The organism is Paenibacillus sp. MBLB1832, assembly GCF_032271945.1.
GTDB lineage: Bacteria > Bacillota > Bacilli > Paenibacillales > NBRC-103111 > Paenibacillus_E > Paenibacillus_E roseopurpureus.
Genome location: NZ_CP130319.1, coordinates 2,153,355 through 2,171,620, shown reverse-complemented (window position 1 = coordinate 2,171,620; position 18,266 = coordinate 2,153,355). Strand labels below are relative to the sequence as shown.

At 46.5% G+C, this 18,266-nt stretch carries 15 protein-coding genes; 6 read left to right on the top strand and 9 right to left on the bottom strand.

What is annotated here, in order from left to right; translation table 11 throughout:
- The first annotated feature begins 75 nt into the window (after positions 1-75).
- Positions 76-1,800: a sigma-54 interaction domain-containing protein gene (locus MJB10_RS09330; protein ID WP_314803871.1), complete on the top strand. Its 1,725-nt coding sequence runs from the start codon at positions 76-78 to the stop codon at positions 1,798-1,800.
- Between the two features lie 43 nt (positions 1,801-1,843).
- On the opposite strand, the gene MJB10_RS09325 is transcribed toward MJB10_RS09330, so the two are convergent.
- From MJB10_RS09325 to MJB10_RS09315, 3 genes are all read right to left on the bottom strand, one after another.
- Positions 1,844-3,007: an exosporium glycoprotein BclB-related protein gene (locus MJB10_RS09325; RefSeq protein WP_314803869.1), complete on the bottom strand. Its 1,164-nt coding sequence runs from the start codon at positions 3,005-3,007 to the stop codon at positions 1,844-1,846.
- A 364-nt stretch (positions 3,008-3,371) separates the two neighbouring features.
- On the bottom strand, positions 3,372-5,294 hold the full coding sequence (locus tag MJB10_RS09320; protein WP_314803867.1) for a collagen-like protein: 1,923 nt from the start codon (positions 5,292-5,294) through the stop codon (positions 3,372-3,374).
- 299 nt (positions 5,295-5,593) lie between these two features.
- Positions 5,594-6,295: a class I SAM-dependent methyltransferase gene (locus MJB10_RS09315; RefSeq protein WP_314803866.1), complete on the bottom strand. Its 702-nt coding sequence runs from the start codon at positions 6,293-6,295 to the stop codon at positions 5,594-5,596.
- A 136-nt stretch (positions 6,296-6,431) separates the two neighbouring features.
- Here MJB10_RS09315 and MJB10_RS09310 point away from each other — a divergent pair, with 136 nt between their 5' ends.
- Together MJB10_RS09310 and MJB10_RS09305 are read left to right on the top strand one after the other, a co-directional pair.
- Entirely contained in the window at positions 6,432-7,007 is a 576-nt protein-coding gene (locus tag MJB10_RS09310) for a glycosyltransferase family A protein (protein ID WP_314803864.1), read from the top strand.
- A 19-nt stretch (positions 7,008-7,026) separates the two neighbouring features.
- Positions 7,027-8,130 carry a tetratricopeptide repeat-containing glycosyltransferase family 2 protein gene (locus MJB10_RS09305; protein ID WP_314803861.1) on the top strand — a complete coding sequence of 368 codons (1,104 nt, stop codon included), beginning with the start codon at positions 7,027-7,029 and terminating at the stop codon, positions 8,128-8,130.
- 68 nt (positions 8,131-8,198) lie between these two features.
- On the opposite strand, the gene MJB10_RS09300 is transcribed toward MJB10_RS09305, so the two are convergent.
- The 4 genes from MJB10_RS09300 to MJB10_RS09285 all read right to left on the bottom strand — a co-directional run bounded on the left by MJB10_RS09300 (position 8,199) and on the right by MJB10_RS09285 (position 11,610).
- Positions 8,199-8,321 (bottom strand): hypothetical protein, encoded by a 123-nt coding sequence (locus tag MJB10_RS09300; RefSeq protein WP_314803859.1) that lies wholly within the window; start codon positions 8,319-8,321, stop codon positions 8,199-8,201.
- A gap of 523 nt (positions 8,322-8,844) precedes the next feature.
- Positions 8,845-9,804 carry a glycosyltransferase family 4 protein gene (locus MJB10_RS09295; protein WP_314803857.1) on the bottom strand — a complete coding sequence of 320 codons (960 nt, stop codon included), beginning with the start codon at positions 9,802-9,804 and terminating at the stop codon, positions 8,845-8,847.
- Complete coding sequence (locus tag MJB10_RS09290) at positions 9,779-10,645, bottom strand: glycosyltransferase family 2 protein (protein ID WP_314803854.1); 867 nt, start codon at positions 10,643-10,645, stop codon at positions 9,779-9,781. The genes MJB10_RS09295 and MJB10_RS09290 overlap by 26 nt, the downstream gene beginning before the upstream one ends.
- 125 nt (positions 10,646-10,770) lie before the next feature.
- A complete protein-coding gene (locus MJB10_RS09285; protein WP_314803851.1) occupies positions 10,771-11,610 on the bottom strand; it encodes a phytanoyl-CoA dioxygenase family protein in 840 nt (279 codons plus the stop codon).
- Between the two features lie 126 nt (positions 11,611-11,736).
- Here MJB10_RS09285 and MJB10_RS09280 point away from each other — a divergent pair, with 126 nt between their 5' ends.
- The 3 genes from MJB10_RS09280 (at position 11,737) to MJB10_RS09270 (ending at position 14,612) form a co-directional block, all read left to right on the top strand.
- Positions 11,737-12,531 (top strand): AraC family transcriptional regulator, encoded by a 795-nt coding sequence (locus tag MJB10_RS09280; protein WP_314803849.1) that lies wholly within the window; start codon positions 11,737-11,739, stop codon positions 12,529-12,531.
- A gap of 87 nt (positions 12,532-12,618) precedes the next feature.
- A complete protein-coding gene (locus tag MJB10_RS09275; RefSeq protein WP_314803847.1) occupies positions 12,619-13,770 on the top strand; it encodes an MFS transporter in 1,152 nt (383 codons plus the stop codon).
- A gap of 50 nt (positions 13,771-13,820) precedes the next feature.
- Positions 13,821-14,612: a 3'-5' exonuclease gene (locus tag MJB10_RS09270; protein ID WP_314803844.1), complete on the top strand. Its 792-nt coding sequence runs from the start codon at positions 13,821-13,823 to the stop codon at positions 14,610-14,612.
- Between the two features lie 216 nt (positions 14,613-14,828).
- Here MJB10_RS09270 and MJB10_RS09265 read toward each other — a convergent pair whose 3' ends face one another.
- Positions 14,829-17,021 carry a glycoside hydrolase family 36 protein gene (locus MJB10_RS09265; protein ID WP_314803841.1) on the bottom strand — a complete coding sequence of 731 codons (2,193 nt, stop codon included), beginning with the start codon at positions 17,019-17,021 and terminating at the stop codon, positions 14,829-14,831.
- Entirely contained in the window at positions 17,018-18,244 is a 1,227-nt protein-coding gene (locus MJB10_RS09260; protein WP_314803838.1) for an amidohydrolase family protein, read from the bottom strand. The genes MJB10_RS09265 and MJB10_RS09260 overlap by 4 nt, the downstream gene beginning before the upstream one ends.
- Positions 18,245-18,266 lie beyond the last annotated feature (22 nt).

Below are 18,266 nucleotides of genomic sequence, written 5' to 3'. Positions count from 1 at the left end.
CGCATCATGTGTTGAACCCAATATGTTTTTCATGGTAAATTAATACCAAATATCTCAGATCGAATGAGGGTTATTATGTTCAATTTTGAACACTTTTCGTTAAACACACAGTACATTAGTATACCAGCATCAACAACGATCCAAGAATTAACTTCCTACTTACAAAATGGAACGGCCGTTATTGTCGGGCAAAGCACCGATTTCCATGTGTTCACACCTGAGGATAAGGAGTTGATGGGCTGTTTTTCAGCACAGAACATTCAAGCGTTAATTGAACACAATCGTTTCTTTGTATCTCCCGTTTTGAGGGAATCCTCCGACCTGCTGCCTCTACATGCTTTTAAACAAGAGGGAAATCGACCCTACCTGATAATGGATAAGATGGGTGAAATCAAGGGATACTTCACTTGTGTGCAGCTCCTGGAAATAATCCATCGGGAACAGCAAAAGTGGGCAGCCTATTTTGAAGTCTTAGCGGATACCGTAACGGACGCCGTGACGGTCGTCGATCGAGATGGCGCCGTCATCTGCTGGAATGCAGTGGCCGAAGAACTTTACCAGCTTCCTAAGGATCACATTATTGGTAAGCGAATAGGTGAGCATTTTGACATTGAAACGCTTATGGTGCTCAAAATTTTGGATGAGGGGCGCATGATCCGCAATACGTATCACCGACCTCGGTCTGACACCCATGTTCTCATCAATGCATCGCCGATTCGAAATGAGGAAGGTCAAATCATTGGCGGTATTGCCACTGAGCAAGATATCACGAATCTTGTACGGTTGAATGAGCAATTGACGACAGTGGACGCATTTGGACTTCCAAATAAGGAGCAAACCGAAGATTTATTTACCTTGATTAAAGGAAAAGGTCCAGCCATCGGCAAAGTCGTTCAATGGGCCAAGAAAATTGCAGCAACCGAAACCCCTGTCCTCCTGATCGGAGAATCGGGTGTTGGCAAAGAACAATTAGCCCATATCATTCATCAATCTAGTTCTCGATCCCACCAGCCCTTCCTGACTGTGCACTGCGGGCTTATCCCAGCAGGCTTACTTGAAACGGAATTGTTCGGTTACCAAGGCGGAGCATTTAGCGGGAGTGAAAGCGGTCAGCCTGGTAAGCTGGAGTTGGCGAAAGAGGGAACCTTATTCATTAACGAGATTGAAAAACTGCCCGTAGAGCTTCAAGCCAAACTATATTTATATTTGACCCAACAAACGATTGTACGACCTGGTGGTCATCAACCGATCAACGTTCGAACACGGATCATCGTAGCGACAACAGAGGATTTGGCCAGTCATGTCGCTAGTCACGAGTTCCGCTCAGACCTGTATTATGCACTTAATGTAGTCTCCATTCGGATTCCGCCGCTGCGCGAGCGAAGCGAAGATATTCCTGCGATGGTTCAAATGTATGTAAAACAATTTGCTTTGCAATATCAAAAGCCTGCACCTGCTCTATCACCAGAGGTTATTCTAGCCATGACACAATATGCGTGGCCCGGTAATATCCAGGAGCTAAAAAATGTAATTGAGCGTTGTTTGATTTTGACCGACGACGGTTTAATCACACTCGAACACTTGCCAGTAACTTTGCAGGAGAAGCAGCCAAGTCTAGTACATTTGGAATCGGAGACATCACGAGAATTGCTGCAAGAGAAAATGACTGAAACGAACGAAATGAGTTTCATAGAAGATGCGTTGAGGAGAACCGCGGGGAACAAAAGCGCAGCGGCCAAGCTGCTCGGTATTTCTCGAGGGACATTATATAACAAAATGAAAGAGTTTGAGATGGAGTAAAAAAGGGGGCCGCCCACATGAAAAGTGAGCAGCCCTGTTTCCATTATACGATTTCTAGACCTGCGCTTGCGTAACCGATGATCGTATTGACAAGACTTAAACCAATAGCTGTAGCAGAGAATACAAGCAATAAGCGTGTTCCTGCTGTAACTGGAATTGACAATCCTGTCGCAACATCGGCCGTAATATCACCAATGTTAATAATACCAGAGAATGCAGGTAATGTTACCAAACCACCTGGTACAGGATTAAATATATTATTAGGCGTTGTAGATTGATATAGTTGTGCCGTAATCGTTAGCGATGAATTTAATAGGTTCAATCCAAGAACCGTACTGAAATATGCCGCCAATGAAGTAATAGTACCATCTCGAGGCACGGAGAATGCAAAGTTAAGCAAAGCAATGGTTGAACCCGTTAGATCGATCGATGGGCCTGCTAACAAGCTGACACCTGGAACGCTGCTACCGAATCCTACAAGTGTTGACGTTCCCACAACTCCACCTAGAACCGTTGTGAGTGTTGCAGGAAGACCTGAGGCAAACGGTATGATTGAGCCTGAACCATTCAGACCAGTTGCTCCTGTTGGACCTGTTGGACCCGTTGCTCCTGTTGGACCCGTTGCTCCTGTTGCTCCTGTTGCTCCTGTTGCTCCTGTTGCACCAGCTGTCCCTGTCGCTCCTGCTGTACCCGTTGCTCCTGCAGGACCAGTCGGTCCTGTTGGTCCTGTTGCGCCATCTGCCCCAGTTGCACCAGCTGTCCCAGTTGCACCAGCTGTCCCTGTCGCCCCTGCCGTACCCGTTGCTCCTGCAGGCCCTGTTGGTCCTGTCGGTCCTGTTGGTCCTGTTGGTCCTGTGCTACCTGTGGCTCCAGGTGCTCCTGTTGGTCCAGTTGCTCCTACTCCTGGTCCTGTTGGACCTACTGCTCCAGTCGGACCTGTCGGCCCTGTTGCTCCTGCTCCAGTTGGTCCTGTTGGCCCCAACAAACCTTGCGGACCCGTTGGTCCTCTTCTTCCTCTGTCACCATCGTCACCTTTTTTACCTCTTGGTCCAGTTGCTCCGGTTGCCCCAGTTACGCCTGTTGCTCCGATCTCTCCAGTTGCTCCTGTTGGTCCTGTTGCTCCTGTTGCTCCTCTACAGCCTCTAAATCCACGTGGTCCACGATCTCCTTTGGGACCTTTCTTACAGCATCTGTGCTCGCCATTCACTAGAACGGTTTTGTGAGTACGTTTTTTGCTTCTAACTTTCGCTTTGTGACATCCACAACTACATCCACCAATTCTGTGGAGCCTAGCACTACTTTTTTTAAGAGCTATACGCTTTTTCGAAGAATTTGAATTTTTCTTTTTGCCAGCTAAGAGACTCATTCCAACACCTCCTGTGATGCTTCATCATACGAATTATCCACAGGGTTTGTCTGTGCTTTTTTCCAATAGATGGTTGTCCAATCCAAAATATGCATTTAACTAGATGTCCAAATAGGCATAAAAGATATGTAGTTGATAGGCATTTCGTATATTAAAAAATAAGGACTGACCACAGCGTCAGCCCTTCAAATGTCATCTTAATAGATTAGGAGATGCGGAAAACCGACCAGTACATCCCTGCTGCATTGTTACCGCCAAGATTCAGAGATACTGTGATTCCATCAGCTTCATAGAAGAGACCGATGACATCATTTTGTGTAAGATCAAGCGTACCTACCATCGTTACCGTACCGTCGCCAAGGATTACTCTAACATTTAGAACGGCAAGAATGTTAACATCTAAGATTGGGAATATCCCTGTTATTAAGTCCGATGTAGTTGGTGAAGTTTTACGTAGAACAAATGAAGGATATACCCCCGCCCCCGTTGCCACGGTTATCGTCGCAGACGCAGAGTAGCTTAGCGTTGCTTCAAATTGATACTTTCCAGTTGCTGGAACCGTGAAGTTCCCAGTAGTCGGGTTAAATGTTGTATTGTTATAAAAGGGATTGGCTACAGACCAGTTCGTAATTTGCGTGGAAGCTGCTGTTGTTAAAGAGCTCTTAAAGGCCGAGAAAGAATCGGTAAGCACATTCGGACCTGTCGCTCCTGTTGCCCCAGTTGCTCCTGTTGCACCCGTTGCTCCTATTGCTCCTGCAGCTCCTGTTGCACCCGTCGCTCCTTCAGCTCCTGTTGCACCCGTTGCTCCTGTCGCTCCTTCAGTTCCTGTTGCACCCGTCGCTCCTGTTGCTCCTGCAGCTCCTGTTGCACCCGTCGCTCCAGCTGCTCCTGTTGCTCCTGTTGCTCCTGTTGCTCCTGTTGCTCCTGTTGCTCCTGTCGCCCCATCTGCACCTGCTGCTCCTGTTGCTCCTGTTGCTCCTGTTGCTCCTGTCGCTCCTGCTGAACCAGTTGCACCTGTCGCTCCGGTCGCTCCTGCTGCCCCTGTTGCTCCTGTTGCACCTGTTGCCCCTGTTGCTCCTGTTGCTCCTGTTGCACCAGTTGCTCCTGTCGCTCCTTCTGCTCCTGCTGCTCCTGTTGCCCCAGTTGCTCCTGTTGCACCCGTTGCTCCTGTTGCACCCGTCGCTCCTTCAGCTCCTGTTGCTCCTTCTGCTCCGGTCGCTCCTTCAGCTCCTGTCGCACCAGTTGCCCCTGTTGCTCCTGTCGCTCCTGCTGCCCCTGTTGCTCCTGTTGCTCCGGTTGCGCCTGTACTTCCCGTTGCTCCTGTCGCTCCTGTTACCCCAGTTGCTCCTGTTGCCCCTGTTACCCCTGTTGCTCCTGCTGCTCCAGTTGCTCCGGTCGCACCTGTTGCTCCTGTTGCTCCTGCAGGCCCCGTTCCACCTACACCGTAAGGCCCTGTCGCTCCTGTTACCCCAGTTGCTCCTGTTGCCCCAGTTACCCCTGTTGCTCCTGCTGCTCCAGTTGCTCCGGTCGCACCTGTTGCTCCTGTCGCTCCTGTTACCCCAGTTGCTCCTGTTGCCCCAGTTACCCCTGTTGCTCCTGCTGCTCCAGTTGCTCCTGCAGGCCCCGTTCCACCTACACCGTAAGGCCCTGTCGCTCCTGTTACCCCAGTTGCTCCTGCTTCCCCTGTTGCTCCGGTTGCTCCAGTTGCTCCGGTTGCTCCAGTTGCTCCGGTCGCTCCTGTTGCTCCTGCAGGCCCCGTTCCACCTACACCGTAAGGCCCTGTCGCTCCTGTTACCCCAGTTGCTCCGGTTGCTCCTGTCGCTCCTGTTGCTCCTGTTGCACCTGCTGCTCCTGCTGCTCCTGTTGCTCCTGTCGGACCAATCGGGGCATTAGGAAACTCCATTTCGATCTCATCACTATTGTTCAACTCAATTTGAATTTGTTCAACTTGAATCCAATCTAAGCCATCTAGGAATGTTGCAAGCTTCGTTTCTCTTACCAACACGCCATCTATTGCGAGGAATTTCAGTTTAAATTCACTTCCATTGAAGTACTCTATCTCGATTTTTTTGATGTTCATGATTCCCACGTTATTGATTTCAGCCATTAATTGAGCCAGTTTACTCAAAATCCAACACCTCCTATGAATGTTATTCTAGTTTTCTGCATGTATCTGATAGACATCTACTTCGATCTGTCTCTACCTCCTTTCATCTATCGAAACTGCTCAAGTTTCCTTCTACTACTATATGGATACTATCTACTTGTGCATGGACGAATGAGAGAGGACATATGATTGAATAAACAATTTTTGTAAATAAATGATGATATTAGTAGAGCGAAAAACAAAAAACAGCCACTGATCCCCACATACATGGGTGTACAGCCACTGTTTCTCAATTTTCAAACTTTTCATATGACCACTAACTATAAACCCGAGGAATCGATGATATACGAAATGACCGTCTCCATCTTCTCATCACTAGGAAATAGAATGCCTAGCCCATTATTCGTGTATAAACGATGAAACGTTATCGGAAATGATGTGACTTTCAGGAAATCTTCGATCGCTGTCAAAACCCCGTTCTTATCTCCATACTCGTTCCATGCATTGCATTGATCAGCATTGATGCCCCCTGATTCAACGAGTTCGTTGGATTCCGCTAGAATTCCCTTTTTCGCATACCGATGTTGATATTGGGCTGGGATGGCTTCTGGAAAATAGTACGAATCCCGTCTGCCATATGGCCACTCCGTGTCATGCAGGATCACGATAGGAAATGTGCCCTTACGGATCGCGCTTTGCTCAATAGCCATGAGTTCATGATACACCGTGTACCAATTGTGATCTCCGTCAATTACATATAGATGCGCTGCTTGAATCTCGGGCAGCACTTCCAGACTATGCTTTCTATGAATGTCCACTTCGTCTGAGAAAACCGCTTTATACGCATTCGTATCGAATCCTGGTGCAGGATCAATTACGGTTAGTTTACTGTTCATCATTTTGCAGAACTCCAGCAATTTAATCGTTGTACGGCCAGATAGGTAAACGCCAATCTCTACAATGTGAGCAGGCTCATATTTAACTAGAATGGGCTTTATTACCTTTTCCATAAATCGATTCATACCGCACCTCCTCTTTGATCACCATATTCTCTCGATGCCATTTTGGTTCAATATGTCCTATAACTGCCGTGCCCCAACCAGAAACGAAGAATAAATTAGAAAGAATACGATACCGAAACGAGGTGGGACGAAAGAAATGAACATTGTCTTATCCATCCTGATACCCTCTGTACCAGAACGTTTGGCTTGTCTGTCGCGAATGATTGAGCAATTATCCCTACAAACAACGGGCTTGCCTGTAGAAATCCTAGTCATTTTAGATAACAAAAAAAGTACGATTGGTACAAAACGAAATACGTTAATCGCGCAGGCAAAAGGGACATATATCGTGTTTGTCGATGATGACGACCGCCTAGAACCGCATTATGTTCATACACTTTGTGCACAAATCGAAGCTGAGCCCAATGCAGATTGCATCGTTTTCGATGTCGCCGTTTATTTCAATGGTCGGTTTAATAAGCTGTGTAAATATGGCATTGAGTACTCCTTTGGTGAAGGTCACACTTCCTACTATAGGAAACCTAACCACATCATGTGCTATGCCAAAAGAATCGCCGAGCAGCATAAGTTCCGTGATATTAGTTTCGGTGAAGATGATGAATGGGGAGGCCGCGTTTCCAAGGATATTGTTAACCAAGTCAGAATCCCTTCTGTCCTCTATCATTATGATTGCGACCTAACGAAACCCATGAGCTGGTATTCGACCAGTTGATTAGAGAGGATGTGAACCATTGATCACGATCAGTCTTTGCCTAATTGTTAAAAATGAGGAGGACACCATTCGTGCTTGTTTATCCTCGGTCGCTCGAGCCGTTGATGAAATCATCATTGTCGATACAGGCTCTACGGACCAAACGAAGCAAGTCGTCAGCGCCTATACGGATCGCATTTACGATTTCAAATGGATCGATGATTTCTCGGCCGCGCGCAACTTCGCATTTCGTCAAGCCACTAAGGAATATATTCTTTGGCTGGATGCGGATGATATTTTAAAAGAGGAAGATTGCAATAAGCTCATAGCGTTAAAAGAAACGCTCGACCCTTCGGTAGATTCGGTCACGATGTTCTATAATTATGCATTCGACGAATATGGCAACCCGATTAGCCGCTTTAAGCGAAACCGTCTTGTGAAACGGGAGAACTACTTCCGCTGGATTGGAGCCATCCACGAATATTTGGAGGTAAGCGGCACGATTTTCGAATCGGACATTACGGTCACACATTGCAGAATTCATCATAAGAGCGATCGAAATCTTAAAATTTTTCAAAATAGGCTAATGCGTGGAGTCCAATTTACTCCAAGAGATTTGTACTATTATGCGAATGAATTAATGGATCATAGAAAATATGCCAAAGCGATTCAGTACTACAATAAATTTCTCGCCACTGGCAAGTGCTGGGTCGAGGATGCCATCTCATCCTGCAGTAAGTTGTCCGATTGCTACCAGTATCTTGGCAATCGTGAAATGGAATTAGACTCCGTATTCCGATCTTTTCGGTATGACAGCCCTCGTCCTGAGTTCTGCTGTCGGCTTGGTTATTATTTTCTAACGCGTCAGCAATATGAATCTGCCGTGTTCTGGTATACCTTAGCGACAACCGCACCTGGCCCTGCACATAACTGGGGATTTGCTAATCCTAGCTTTTCAACCTGGCTCCCTCATCTGCAACTCTGTGTGTGTTATGATCACCTCGGGGATTATGAAGCAGCCTATCGGCATAATGAACTCGCCCGAGGCTACCGTCCGCAAGACCCAAGTATTTTGCACAATAAAAAGTATCTAGAATCCGTTTTGCATCTCGCCACAGGCGACGAATCTGCTCCAATTGCCTAGTTAAGAGCCATCTTGGCGCACAAAAAAGATCGCCCATTAAGGCGATCTTTTAATATAATGAGTGGATATTATTTTTTATGAATTGGTGCGGGGACATGAGCGACGGGCTTATGGCTAGATACAACAACCTTTGTGTATTCTTGCCCTTTAGAAGTTTTAACCACTTCATTTTTTATGACTTTGACTGCCATTAGTATCGCCTCCTTATGTAAAATTATACCACGGACATTAAATTCTTGTCTAGTTGTGCAAGATGGTGAATCAAGCTTGTTGAAGTTATAAATGCTCTTTGTGTTCTCTCCGACTCTACTTTATTGTTCTCCATAAAAAGAACTGCCACCCCAAATTTGAAATCTCCAATATTTTTAATAAAGGCGAACTCTTTTGCATCTGTTTTATACAACAGGTATCGGTTGATTTGATTGCACACGAACACGATAAAATTCTTTTCCAAGTGGTGTTTTTACTATTCCACTTTCTATGATAGTCACTGACTCTTTCTGTTGTTCATCAAAATTAGGCAGCCAAACCACCTCCAACCCATGTTTAATTTTATGGTTTTATTCATAAAAAAGAACTTATTACACTCACCTTGTTTAGAATTTAAATACTACAATTATTTCCCTGAAAGTTATTATGTAACCTTGAGGTAAGCTCTGCTTACCCCAAAACTTATAATTTCCGACATATTAATTTGAAAGGACGCTGGTGCGTTCAACTCTCTTGTTCGATGATGCTTTGATAAATGGCTAGGTACTGATCGGTCATCGTACTTGTTGTAAAGTGCTTCAGTACATAGTCACGGAGCTTGTGGGGTTCTGGCAGCTTTTCATGCATTAATTTATGCGCCATCTCTTGGACATTGCGGCAAATCAATTGCGGGAAGCCGCTCATCACTTCGGGCACAGAACCGTTTGGCAACGCCAGGACTGGTGTTCCGCAAGCGAGCGCTTCAATCATGACGAGACCAAATGGCTCTTCAACTAGCGTAGGGAACAGCATACAGCGAGCATGCTTCAATAAATTTTGGCGATCTTGCCCGCCAACCTCGCCTACATATTGAATGTTAGGATTCGATAGCGCTTTGGACATGATTTCCTTCTGGAAATAGTCGTAATCATAGAGGGGTCCTGCAATGATTAATCTCTGATTAGCGCGCTCCGCCGCTTCGATCGCATGATGAACGCCTTTATATGGAAGCAAAGCCCCGATGAAGAGCAGATAGTCACCCTTTTGATCAGAGAATTGAAACTCATCCGGGTTTAATCCGTTGTACACAACGCTGTCTTGCGGCGTGCCGAACAAATCTCGATGTCGTTTGCTCAAATAGACAGGATGTTTGACGGGATTCGTTAACGGATTGTGAATCGTACAAACGGTGGGAGTTCGAAGCTTCTTCTGCCCGACTACGGAGAGCTGGGTATGGTCGTGGATGATATCAACACCTTTGGGCAAGGTCAGTTTCACGAAGCCTGGGATTTGCCACATATCATGACCCTCATGCAAATAAGGCATCAACTTCCCTCTGGTCTGGCTGCCGATAGGCGCATAGAGGATGACCTCATGTCCGCGAACTACCAGTCCCTCAGCCAACGTATAGACAACTCGCTCGATACCACCATATTTAGGTGGCGGAACGGGCAAGTAGTCAGGACTTATCAGTGCAATCCTCATGAACTTTGCCTCCTATCGGGACATAATGCCGTTCGATACGGAAAGGCTTTTCCCGTTCCACAAGCTCGGAGGGATTATAACCGAATTGATCAAGCTCTAAGCCAGTCATGCCAAGCGACCACTTTCGTGAGAACCGTTCGGCATTGGCAAAAGCACTTGCTGAATAATTCGTTTGGTTCGATTTGAACGTACTTCCGCCATAATGATGAACATACACGTCGTTCGCTACCCACAGAATTTGTCCGCTGACGCGGGCACGTAGACAGAAGTCATCATCTTCATAATTGCCAGGGAAAAATCGTTCATCAAGACCGCCAATCTTCGTGATCAAATCCTTGTGGAACAACATGCAATGACCGATCAATTTATGCGGGAAAAAGCCTTGATCTCGGTTCAACTGCGACCAATTGGCGGCGAACGCCTCCATCTCTGACATGGATTTGTAGGGAACATTGTAGACGAGCTGTGCCCATGCCACATTGTTGGACCTTGGTCCTACGATAGCTATGGCAGGATTTTGCTCTAAGCATGACAACAATCGCGTCAACCAACCTTTGGTCACGACGGTATCATTGTTTAACAAGCAAATATATTCACCGTCTGCGACCGCAAGCCCTTGATTGTTCCCAGCGGCAAATCCCCGATTCACCTGATTGCAGATCAGCTTAGAGGAAGGCACGCTGCGTAAGTACTCCACAGTCCCGTCCGTCGACCCATTGTCTACGAACACAAATTGAATCTGAATACGCTTATCGGCATGACGCAGAATACTATCTACGCACTCTTTCGTATAATTCAAACCATTCCATGTCAGCATCACAATGGAAATCAGCGTAGACATCGTTCCTCATCCCCCCTGATGATCAAAATAACTCTCTTACTACATATTCATTTGTTCACATATGGTGTAGGCTGTTCGGGAAATGAAAAAATCCTCTCTCCGCGTTCGGAAAGAGGATCATTTAACTAACACTCCGCATTGCTCATTTCATTCGTAAAAAAGCGTTTATACTCCTTGGGCGTCAACTTCGTCGCTGATTCTCCTGCGTAATGAAATTGTAAGGCGCGACGTTTCTTCGGTGATAGGTTATAAGGTGTTCCATGTTTAAGCAGCCCGTGAAATAGCAGGATACCGCCAGGCAATAAAGGCACCGCGACATCCTTCTCAACTTGGACATGCGCATCGCATAACTGCCAATCCCTGATAGCATAATGAGGTGTTGCCCCATCTGCGTGTGAACCAGGGATGACATGCATGCAGCCATTATCGAGACCAGCCTCATCTAATGCGATCCACACGCCGACCACTGCTTTCTCAAACGCTAAATTACCGTATGCCATATCTTGATGCCAAGGTTTCTCGCCTCCACCATGAGGCGGCTTAAGTAGTGCCATATTCTGAACTAGACGCGGTGTCTCACCGAGAATATTTTGTACCATAGCTAGAATCGCAGGATGCTCAGCAATTCCCCTTAAACAATCATCCACTTCAACAAAATTATGGACCTTCCGAATGGCCAACTCCATCTCTTCCTCTGACTTCAATTCACTTCTTGGCTTTGTAAATTGAATCTGTGCGCCTTTATCATTCTTAAAGATTAGATCATACAGTGCTAGTTTCGAATTCTCAATTTCATCTTCATTTAGAATATGCTCAAGAGCTACATAACCATCTTTACGATAGTTAGCTAGCTGATCTTCGTTCCAATTCTCAACCCCGATCACTTTTTCAGCAATACGATTAAATCGATATAACTTAGCTGAAATTTCTTCCGGCGATAGTGAAATAGGTTCTTTTGCAGCCATGATTTGCATCCCCTTATTTAAATTATTCGACGTTTCATATCTTTATTATATAAACAGAAAGTAGTAATATAAATACATTATACCACTAGAGTATTTGCACTATTTTACATAAAGAGGTGTTTGGTTATGCCATCCCAATTATCATACGAAATAATACTCAATCCCTTTTTCGGCAAAGTCAATTGTGAAGTTAATTGGAAGTGGAGTCGTGACAGTGAGCCGTTCGTTGACTTCGATTTCTGGTATGTATGGGAAGGCGAAGGTGAGGTCACTTTAAATAATGGGATGTACCCAGTGAGAGCGGGAGATTGCTTTCTATTTAAGCCTGGCGATCTTGCAAGTGCGAAACATAATTCAGCGCGGCCGCTAACCGTAACCTACATCCATTTCACCGTGCAAGGGGACGCGTCAAAGCTCATGTCCTTGCCATCACTCGTCCACTTTGATCCGGCAGAATTTCATGAATCTTATCTAGACCGTTTCGTTCATGTAAGGTGGGCCGAAGGGTATGGTCATGATGACGAAGCAATTACACTGCTGAAGTTGTTACTACTTCTATTTGAGCGTCAAAGCCCTGAACACGCGGCGGTTGGTGATCCTGCTCGTCGCACATTAAACCGCGTCATGCTGGAGATTGCTGCACGCATTCGGCAAGATCCTGGGCGCCATTACCGCATTCATGAGCTGGCAGAAGCTGCCCATCTCTCCCCGCGCTATTTCTCATTGAAGTTCAAAGACACCATGGGCCAAACGATCGAATCGTATCTTATTGACAAAAGAATTGAACGCGCCACCTACTTGCTGAAACTCGGTATGAACGTTAGTGAAGTGGCGGAAGCACTCGGCTATCGCAGCATTTACTTCTTCAGCCGCCAGTTCAAAAAAGTGACAGGAACGAACCCTTCCGAGATTCGCCCTTGAGAAAATTTTTTTGACTGTTGGGGATGTCATGTTAAAATGGAGCTTTACAGCATCTAGGCGTATTTCATCAAGGAAGGTTAGGTCATCATGAATTCTGCTCACTTACTTCGCTCTTTTAACTTCATCTACTTCGCCTTATTGGCCTTGTTCGTCTCCTTTTTACCTGTCTATCTGGACGCCCAAGGTCTTCCCACTTCTAAAATTGGACTCATTATCGGAACTGGCGGATTCATCGCCATTTTCTCTCAACCCCTCTGGGGCATGATTAGCGATCGGACGAAAACGATCAAAAAAGTAATGCTTGTTCTCTTGTTATTCTCAACGATCGTCGGATTTCTACTGTATGATTCCAAAAGCTTTGTCGTACTCCTGCTCTTTACGATGTTGTTGTACTTCTTCCTATTACCGCTGGATCCCTTAACGGAAAGCCTTAATTTCCAAACGGCGGAAGCGCTCGGCACCAGCTATGGATCCATTCGAACATTCGGAGCTGTCGGCTATGCAGTGATGTCTCTGATCGTTGGCTATGCCGCGCAATACTTCGGGATTCAAAGCTTGGCTTACTTGTTCGGCGGCTTCGGGATTCTCTCCCTGCTTATCTGTCTGGCTCTACCTGATGCGCCTGTCACAAGCAAGCCGATTTCACTGCGAAGCCTGCGTAATTTCCTAGGCAATCAAGAGACGATTTGGTTTATGATTTTGATTTTCATCTGCGCGGTGCCGCAACGGATCAATGATACTTTTCTAGGGGTGTATATCCGAGAATTAGGCGGAAGCAACCATTTGGTCGGCATTGCGTGGTTTCTAGCGGCGGGGAGTGAAATTCTCGTGTTTGCTTTAAGCTTCTGGTGGCTGCGAAAAGGCAAGGAACTCGCCATCATTGCGTTCGCTGCCCTCTTCTATTTCATCCGGTTTCTATTAACGGCATGGATTCAAGAACCTCACTTGCTAGTCGCGATACAGTTGCTGCAGACGTTCACTTTCCCGATTTTTTACTCCGCCGCGATTCAGTACTTGTATCAAATCGTGCCGGAAGAATGGCGGGCAACTGGCCAAACCGTACTTGCCATCATCTTCTTCGGCATCTCTGGGATTGTCGCCTCGTATCTGGGCGGATGGATGTTTCAAGCCTATGGCGGCCATCAATTGTATATGTTTGTCTCGATCATGTCGTTCACTGGGTTCCTATTCAGCGTGGTACTCCGTGCCGTCTATCGTAAACAGAAGCTGGCAACCTAAGTATTTTCTGTTAATATAAATAGGATAGAATCGAAACGGGGGCCCGCATCATGGACTACATTATTTTGGATATTGAATTTAACGGGCGCAAATTTGCCAGTGAATTACCAATGGAAGTCATCGAGATTGGTGCTGTTCGCTTGGATGCGGATCTGCAAACGGTTGATGAATTTTCAGCCTTGATTAAACCGATTTATTTCGCTAAATTAAATCCTTTTATTAAGAAGAAAACAGGCATACCTCAAGAAGATATTGATGTCGCGGCAGGCTTTCGGACCGTGATCGCCAATTTCTTGACATGGCTTGGTAAAAGCCAGGAACTCATGCTCGTCACGTGGGGCGGCGAAGATGTGAAGCGTATCGTATTCGATACCCGCATGCATAAATTGGATGATGCTTATTGGATGGCGGTGCCTTATTTCGACTTGCTAAAGGGCTACATCCGCTTTAAAAATGTCACCAACGACGTCAGCGTAGAAGCTGCCGTTGCCGATCTGAATATCGTGGCGGAAGGCTCCGCACATCGGGCTTTGGACGATGCTCGCATGACGGCCGATGTCTTCCGTGCGATTTATAACGAGCTTGACTTCGAACGGAAGCAGTTCTACGTCGACATGTATACGAACGCTAAGGAACGCCGCTTAATCAAAACCGCGGTTAAAACGATCTCCACACAGAAGATCACCCCTACCTGGGAGCTATTCGTCGAGAAGTATTTCGCGGACAAAATCGAAGCCGCCGACGACAAAAAAGTCGCCGAAATGCAGACGCTTTTCGCCGCCGAAGTGGCGAAAAAAGCGACTACAGGCAAGCCTGCAGTCGCTGTGGAACCAGCAGAATAGTTGAAAGTATATGCCAAGAGGCAGATACTTCCCATAGCGTAGAAGTCATATTTTCCATTGGCGCTGAAAGCAGAGAAGAAGTAGATACTTTAATTCAATAAGTAGAGTTTACCGGAGGAAGTATCTTTTGCAAGCCAAGTGAAATTGACGGCTGGATGTACGGGGCTGGATTTGAAAAAAAATTGGAAAAATTTACAAACAGATCCTCCTGTGCATTTAGATTGAAACGATTTCATAATAACGAGCTTGATAAGTACCCTTAAAATGAACAGTTAACATGCGTGTACGATCATTATAGTAAAATTGACTCTCATGTCCGTTTGAAGGATAGACTTGTCGAACAACTGCGCGCCCAGGAAGCCACTCGTCTAGTGGGATGTCAAAATAGTTATCAGGCGCATTCATCCGCCATACAGCTAATAGAATTTTCTCGTTATCTGGTGATACGATGCCTAGGGAAGCCCAAGTCAACTTATTTTTAATGGGGATGAACCCTGTTGGATAGATGGGATAACCTTTATGAATATGGGTTCTCTCCTTCTTATAAAGCTCCACAGCTTCTTGAATAAGGCTCATATTCATGGGGTCCGCCGCATGGAAGTGACCTGCCAGGTACATGTTACCGCACAAGCCATTGACCATATTGAAAATGGTCATCTCGCCGTCTCTCATTTGAGCCTGATAGGCTTCACTGAAAATGATGTCTGGCTTCGATTTATCGTGCCACAACAGCGGATACGGATACGCCCATATCCCTGCTTGTTCTGGCAGCATGCCGGCAAGAGACCCTTGAATAATGGATGGATAATTATGATAAATTTCCTGGTCACTCGTGCTCTGAATATGAAAATGAGCCAATACCCCGTTATCCTCCCGCATGCCCCCCGATCCACAATTCTCCAGGATCAATCGCGGATGGCGACGACGCACCTCATCAATAAACGAATAGAAGCTTTCGTTATTGGCTTGAAGCCCATCCGTTGACATATTGTCAGAACCATTGTCCGCAATGGCAATGAAATCATTATAATCGTTTTTGATAAAACCGATGCCCATGGCAACCAATCGTTCAATTACGCTATGGAGATAGTCGCATACCTCAGGATTCGTGAAGTTGAGGAAGAAGCGGTCGGCCCCGCCCACGCGAACACCCCCATGCATGTTGAACCAATCATCAGGCTTAAGAGCTAGATCGGAGCCTTCGCTAGCCATCTCCATTTCGAGCCAGATGCCTGGCGTCATTCCCTTAGCCTTAATATAATCTAACACACCCTGTAAGCCACCATCGCCAAAACGCTCTTCTTTGATTGTCCAATCACCTAGAATATAGACCATTGGATCCACATCGTCGGCAAACCAGCCTGCATCGATGCAGAAGCATTCAGCGCCAGCTTGCGCAGCTGCATCGATCAGAGGAATTAGCTTGGAACGATGAGGATTGCCCCAAATGCCATTCATAAAATCATTATAGGTCACGGGAAACTCGCCATCCCATGCGTTCTTTGGCTTCAAGAAACTGCGGCGGTACTTCGTCAGCTCACGAACAGCCCCGTTTACGTTCCCATTCGTGCAGCCAAATGCGGTAGGTATCGTCGTATAGGTCTCGCCAGGGAGCAGCTGCTTCTTCCAACCTCCGAACCTTTCACTGCCTCCGTCGGTATGCACATATAGCGATCCTGATGCATCATCCCATGAGCCGCGAAACCCAATCTCTAAATTCCATGAGGAGGAGGTCTCCATCTGAAAATACCAGATCTTATTGGTCTCGCAGTCCTCAATGAGAACCATAGGTAAATATTTCGCTGTGCTGAAGCTGCCTAAGGATGAAAAGCGAATCGTACAGGCCGGTGGATGGGGTGAAGCATGGTACAGCCCTAACTCTTCCAATCCTCCAGAGCGCCACTGACCTTCTCCATGCCAGGTTTGCATGACATAGTGGATCTTGATTTTGCTTGGATCCTGCCAAGGACGAAGTCCATCCGTCGCTATGCCATTCATCAGCATGGAGGACAGATGCGTTAGCACAATGGGCTTCTCACTCTCGTTCGTAACGATGGTCTTCTGCCGAATAACTGATGTGCCGGGAACAAAGTGCATCTCCGTCGTCACCGCGAGGCCGAGCCCATCATGCTTATATCGAATCGACAGATGATCATCTGTGCGAATCGCCGATTCTTGCTTCATTTCATGGGGGAGACTCGTCATCCCGTTCAGAGGAACCGGTCCTAGCTTGCGAGGGACGCCAAGAACACCCAATTGAAAATTAAAATAAGGAATCGGTGCCTCCACATCCTTGCGATCCCGCTCTGTATTTAATACGTTCTGAACGATACCATTACCACCGTCCAAAAACTCAAGCACCATACCTCCGTGCTCATAGACAACTTTTTCTACGTTAGGTTCCATCATTCGATATCCTCATTTGCAAGTGGAATGTGATAAATGCTGTGTGCATTTCGGTACATGATGCGCTCCGCGAATTGTTGCGCGTCCTTCAAACGAAGGAAGCCATCGTCCACCTTCTCAGCCAGCACTTTTTTGAGTATGAAGCGAAAGGCCATCGATGCGCCAACGGACTCTTCTGATGTCCAATTGTCACCACCCCAGGCTATTTTGTCCCAGCGGGGGAGAACCTCCATGTAAACATGCAAGGCTTGGCAAGCAGCTGTGGTCGAGATGAGCGGCAACCAGTTAATATCCAGATAAACATTCGGATAGTTGTGGGCCAGTGCGGCTGTTTCATAAATCCAAGGGAATCCCCCATGGAACAAAACAAATCGTGTACCGGGATAGTCTCTCAGGACACTCTCCAGCAGCATGGGACTAGATCCACTCAACTGAGCTAAACCGGTATGCAACTGAATAGGCAGATCAAGCTCCCCTGCGACGGAAGCCGCAAGACGGAACATATAATTTCCGAATGCATTTCGCTCCCCTTCGGTCAACGAGGATTTCTCTCGTCCGAAGACCGCTGCAGCCTCATCACGATGTGCCTCATCAAATCGCAAATTTCTGAAATAAGCGACAGAGCACTTCAGTGCAGCTACGCTCGGTCTTCTGCGACGAAGCTCGTCCGTAAATAATTGCTCATATGTGTTAAAATCCGTAATCTTTTCCCCATATATACGATAAGGATTCCATCCATCATTATCGAGAGAATCGGGATGATAGCCGATAATCCACATATCGATGCGATACACAGGAGTGACAAAATCAGGATGACCTAAGTCTGTACCCGTATTCCAGAACGCATCTTCCAGAAAACCTTGATAACCCGCATACTTGCGTAGAAGCTGCAGGTGGTAATTGGGATCCTGATGCGCTTTACGAATACGCTCCGATAAGGAATCCCAATTCGCAGCTGTGATCTCTTCTTCTCCGTAAATGGTGCAAATGGCTTTCTCCAACCATACATAGTAAGAATTCATCTTCATGCTATTGATCCAGTGCTGACGTTCTACCGCAGTTGAATCCCCCGCAGGGACTGCCCCAGACCAACCTACGTAAGACCAACTGAACAGCGTAGAAAGATCGAGCTGCGCATACAGCTCATCTTCCCGATGATGCTCATGTGTGCTGAATATGGGGGTGAGGTCAATGAAGGTGGACAACGCCTCATAGCTGCTTGTCATGTCTTTCTCCTCCTTAATATGG